The organism is Nitrosomonas sp. Nm51 (assembly GCF_900111165.1).
Taxonomy (GTDB): domain Bacteria; phylum Pseudomonadota; class Gammaproteobacteria; order Burkholderiales; family Nitrosomonadaceae; genus Nitrosomonas.
On sequence record NZ_FOGH01000086.1, the window covers coordinates 1 to 5,112 of the forward strand.

Annotated in this window: 3 protein-coding genes; all 3 read left to right on the top strand. The window is 50.7% G+C overall.

Features of this window, described 5'->3' with window-relative positions; genetic code table 11:
* Positions 1-222: 222 nt before the first annotated feature.
* From BMY60_RS14560 to BMY60_RS14570, 3 genes are read left to right on the top strand one after another with little or no spacing between them, the layout of a single operon-like run.
* A complete protein-coding gene (locus BMY60_RS14560) occupies positions 223-588 on the top strand; it encodes a hypothetical protein (protein WP_090334605.1) in 366 nt (121 codons plus the stop codon).
* Between the two features lie 47 nt (positions 589-635).
* A complete protein-coding gene (locus BMY60_RS14565) occupies positions 636-1,850 on the top strand; it encodes an efflux RND transporter periplasmic adaptor subunit (RefSeq protein ID WP_143057474.1) in 1,215 nt (404 codons plus the stop codon).
* Positions 1,847-4,912: an efflux RND transporter permease subunit gene (locus BMY60_RS14570; RefSeq protein ID WP_090334608.1), complete on the top strand. Its 3,066-nt coding sequence runs from the start codon at positions 1,847-1,849 to the stop codon at positions 4,910-4,912. The genes BMY60_RS14565 and BMY60_RS14570 overlap by 4 nt, the downstream gene beginning before the upstream one ends.
* The last annotated feature ends 200 nt before the right edge of the window (positions 4,913-5,112 follow it).

The following is a 5,112-nucleotide window of genomic DNA, read 5'->3' on the forward strand; positions in this document are numbered from 1 at the left end:
AAGATTACATGATATTCCTGTCACTGCAAAGTTGTTGCTATAGTAGTGCTGGTTTGGTTAGTTTCCTTGGTATCCTGCCACGATGACTCCGAAACTTTACAAGCTCTTTTGGAACCTCGACAATGCCACTGTGTTTTAACCTATTTTCCTCAGTTAAGCCTACAAAAACTGGCTCAAGCATAGTAATGTCAAGGTTTTCGGATTAAAAATAGGAGTCACCCAATGGGTGAAATGGAGTTTGAGCAAAGAGAGCTGGTAAAAACAGTGAATATTGCTGTACAGGAGATGAATCAAAGTGCAAAGGAATTCCGTTTATCAACGCCTGGCGAGCGATTTCATGTAAGCTGGGATGAAAGCGGCAGTGCAACGGCACTGGGCCAATTGGCATTTTTCGCAGAATTTTTGGAGGTTTCCGGTTTATTGTTACGTAAACCTGCAGGGTTGTCATTGAGCGAGATTGCAACACGGTTTGGTTTCAGTCACTATGGCAGTGTGTCAGTTTTAATCGCTGGATTTGAGCGGCAGATTAACGAAGATGTGCATTTGGCAGAATTATTGCGGGAAGTAAAGAAGATAATTAATGAATAGATTTGACGCTTAATTACAAATACGACAATACGAGAATCGGGGACCTTATGTCTTTCAGGCGCAGCATTGTCATCTGGGTTAGCAGCGGATTCTTTCTCGTGCTGGCGGGTTATTTTTTCTATGATTATTTTGCGACCGGGGATGATGGACAATCCGGAAACCGGCGGGGGACCCAGCCGGCAGTGGTGACTGCAGCTACGGCTGAACAGCAGTACTGGCGTTCGCAATTGAGGTCAGTCGGTACCGTTCAGGCAATACAGGGTATCGACGTAACTACCGAAGTCGCTGGCAAAGTGGCTGAAATTGATTTCAATGCCGGCGCTAATGTCGAAAAGGACGATCTTCTTGTTAAACTTGATACCAGCACCGAATACGCCGAACTCAGGTCGCTCGAGGCACAGCTCGAGAAAGCGCGCAGCGATGAACACCGCGCGCGCCAACTTGTCGACAGGGGTTTCATTTCAGAAGCTGCATTGCAGCAAACGACGACTGATACAAAAAACCTCAAGGCGCAGGTTGAAGAACAGCGTGCGCACATAAGTAAAAAAACCATTCGTGCTCCCTTCGCGGGTAAGCTGGGTATTCGGCAGATCAGTCCGGGTGAATTGATTTCACCGGGAACGCCAATCGTGACGTTGCAGTCAATTTCTCCGATTTTTGTAAACTTTACCTTGCCGGAACATACCTTTGCGAAAGTTTATCCGGGACAGACAGTCGAAGTACTGGTAGCGGCCTATCCGACGCAAATATTCAAAGGAAAAATCAGTGCGATTAATCCCAAAGTTTCGGAAAAAACACGCAATTTCGCAGTTCAGGCGCTGCTGCCCAACAACGAGACACACTTGCAACCCGGTATGTTTGCGGATGTTACCATCGATATGGGAACGCAACGGCCAGTGGTAGCCATTCCAGCAAGTGCGGTCACTTTCAATGCTTATGGAGAAACCGTCTTTTTTGTGCGTCAATCGGCGCAACAAACCGGTCTCTCCAGCATTGGTACGGCAGTAGCGCCCGCGTCAGCAGACCGGAATCAATCCCAGGATTCTGCATTAGCGCAGAAATATCCGTCAGCCCTAATAGCTGAGCGGGGATTCATTAAAACCGGTGAAAAACGCGGACTGATGGTAGAAGTCGTGAAAGGCGTCGGAGCGGGTGATCGTGTCGTTACCGCAGGTCAGATAAAAATTGATGAAGGTGCTTCAATCATTATTTCCGATGATGACGTTCTGCGTGCTGCAGAACCGAGGCCGGTGAAACCATGAGTATGCTGCAGCAGTTTATTGATAAACCGGTACAAGCGACCGTTATCAGCCTGGTTATTGCGTTGCTGGGTATACAGGCGATGATGCAGTTAAACGTACGACAATATCCGGAAACCGTCACCACCACACTGACAGTTGTCACGCCATATATCGGAGCCGACGCGGAACTTGTTCGCGGTTTCATAACAACGCCACTGGAACAGGCCATCGCAACGATGGACGGCATCGAGTATTTGAAAAGTGCAAGCAGTCAGGGACAAAGCGTCATTACCGTACGGCTGGTACTGAATTATGATCCGAATGACGCGGTCGCTCAGATTCTGACCAAAATACAGCAGGTTCGCAACCAGCTGCCGCAAAGTGCGGAAAATTCGATTGTCACCGTCAGCACCGGCAGCGATCAGGCGGCCATGTATCTGGCTTTTTTCAGCGATGTACTGGATGCGACACAGATCAGCGATTATCTGACCCGGGCTGTTCGTCCGCGCCTGGAAACGCTGCAGGGCGTTCAGGAAGCTGAAATTCTAGGTGCCCAGTCAATCGCCTTGCGTGTCTGGCTTGATTCACGAAAAATGGCTGCGTTGGGAATCTCTGCATCTGAAGTAAGAGACGTGCTTGCCGATAATAATTTTCTCGCCGCTATCGGCAACACCAAAGGATCGGTGCTGTCGATTTCTCTGGAGACAAGCACGGATCTGGAATCGGTCGACGCTTTTCGCAACATGGTAATACGGGAAGAAGAGGGTTCGATCATCCGCTTAAGCGATGTGGCGCAGGTCAGCCTTGGTGCGGAAAATTATGAGAGCTCCGTTATGTTCAACGACCGCACGGTCGTTTTTGTCGGCGTGTCCGTCACACCAACGGCAAATCTGCTGGATGCTGTCGGAGGTGTGAAAGCACTGCTGCCGGATATTTATGCGCAACTGCCAGCAGCACTTGAAGGCATTATTGTCTACGACAGTACGGTTGCTATCGAAGATTCGATCAACGAAGTCATTGATGCGCTGATCGAGGCGCTGCTCATTGTCACTGTTGTTATTTTTTTCTTTCTGGGCGCGCTGCGTTCGGCACTCGTTCCCGGTATAGCAATGCCACTGGCGATTATTGGCGCATTCTTCATTATGCAAATGCTGGGCTACAGCATTAATCTGCTTACCCTGCTGGCACTGATTCTTGCAATCGGAACGGTGGTTGATGACGGTATCGTCATAGCGGAAAATGCGATGCGGCATATTGAAGCCGGCGCAACGCCGAATGAAGCCGCCAAGCAAACTGCAGATGAGCTCTCAGGCTCAATTGTTGCGATGAACATCGTGGTGCTCGCGGTCTTTGCGCCTATCGGCCTGATGGGCGGTCTGACAGGTACATTATTTACCGAGTTTGCCTATACGGTTGCAGGCGCAACACTGGTTTCCGGCGTGATTGCGTTAACGCTGTCACCGATGATGTGCGCGAAACTGTTGCAGCACAATATGAAACGCAGACGCAGCACCCAATGGGTCGACAGTGCTTTTAAAAGCGTTTCAGACAGTTATCACACGCTGCTCAGCAAAACGCTGGACAGACACTGGCTGGTGCTCGGAATCGGCGGCCTGATACTGATCAGCGTTTATTTTCTGTACACAGTCTCCGAGCGCGAACTGGCCCCCGTGGAAGATGACGGGTTTTTGATGGTAACAGCGCAAGGTGACCCGAATATGTCCATCGATCAACTCGAACGATGGACTTCGTTGCTGGCAGACAATGTCGGGCGGTTTCGGGACATCGAACATGTCTTTATGATGAATAATATCGGCCCGCAAAACGGCAGCAGTGCCAGCGCCCTTGGTGGTCTGTCGCTCAAGGACTGGAGCAAGCGCGATCAGACACAGATGGAACTCCAGCCGCAAGTACAACAGCTGGCCGCACAAAATCCGGGCTTGCAGGCTGCGGTGATTTCGTTGCCGTCACTGCCCGGCGCAACCGGAGGCACACCGGTGCAGTTCATTATCAGTGCCATTGACGATCCAATGGCCGTCTTTGCCAACGCCGAAGCTCTCGCCCGACAAGCGCGGCAAAGCGGCTTGTTTACCTACATTCAGTCTGATTTAAAGTTTGACCGCCTGCAATACCGTATTGACATCGACCGCGACAAAGCAGCTGCTGTCGGGATTGATATGCGCCATCTGGGCGACGATCTGGCAACCATGCTGTCGAACAACTATGTCAATTTTTTCAGTTTTGACGGTCGCAGCTACCGTGTCGTGCCGCAAGTGGAGCGACAGTACCGCCTTCAGGCGGAGCAATTGATGGACTATTACATTGCCAGCGATGAAAAAGAGCTGATCCCGCTTTCTGCTATCGCAACACTGACTCAGCGGGTGGAGCCCCGCCAGCTGTTACGTTTCAATCAGCTCAATTCCGCTACGCTGTCGGCCGTTCCCGTGCCCGGTATTACACTGGGTCACGCAGTTGAGTATCTGCAGCAACAGGCGGATACATTGCTGCCCGGCAACTACATGACTGACTGGACCGGCGAGTCGCGGCAATACGTTACCGAAGGTTCGGCATTGTTGTTTTCCTTTGCGCTGGCCGTAATGTTTATGTATCTGACTCTGTCTGCTCAGTACAACAGCTTCCGTGATCCCGCCGTCATGCTGGTCAGTGTGCCGATGTCTCTGGCGGGCGCTCTGATCTTTTTTGCATTCGGCGTCGTGAGCGTTAACATCTATACGCAGATCGGTTTGCTGGCGCTGGTTGGTTCGATCATACGGCATGGCATACTGCTTGTGGAGTTTGCCAATGATTTGCAACTGAAGGAAACGCTTAACCGGCGCGAAGCGATGGAAAAAGCCGCTTCTCTGCGACTGCGCTCGATTCTCATGACTACACTGGCAACCCTGTTCGGCCTGATTCCCCTGCTGGTAGCCGCCAGCGGTCCGGGTGCCGAGAGCCGGTTTGCCATCAGTTTTACCCTTGGCGTCGGTATGGCTATCGGTACGGTGTTTACCCTTTTTGTCGTTCCGTCGCTCTATACGGTACTTGCCACTGATAGGCACAAACAGGCCGGGCATTCACGATAAATCGCTGTTGTTCTGTATACGCCAACGGTGTCCAGTGTCATGTTGATCAAAGACTGACGCATTCGGTACAAAGCGCCGCATAATAGCGGAAGAGGTTCTGCAAGCAGCATTCAACCTATTTTCCTCAGTTAAGCCTACAAAAACTGGTTCAGGCATAGTATAGCAACAACTTTGCAGTGACATGAATATCATATAATCTC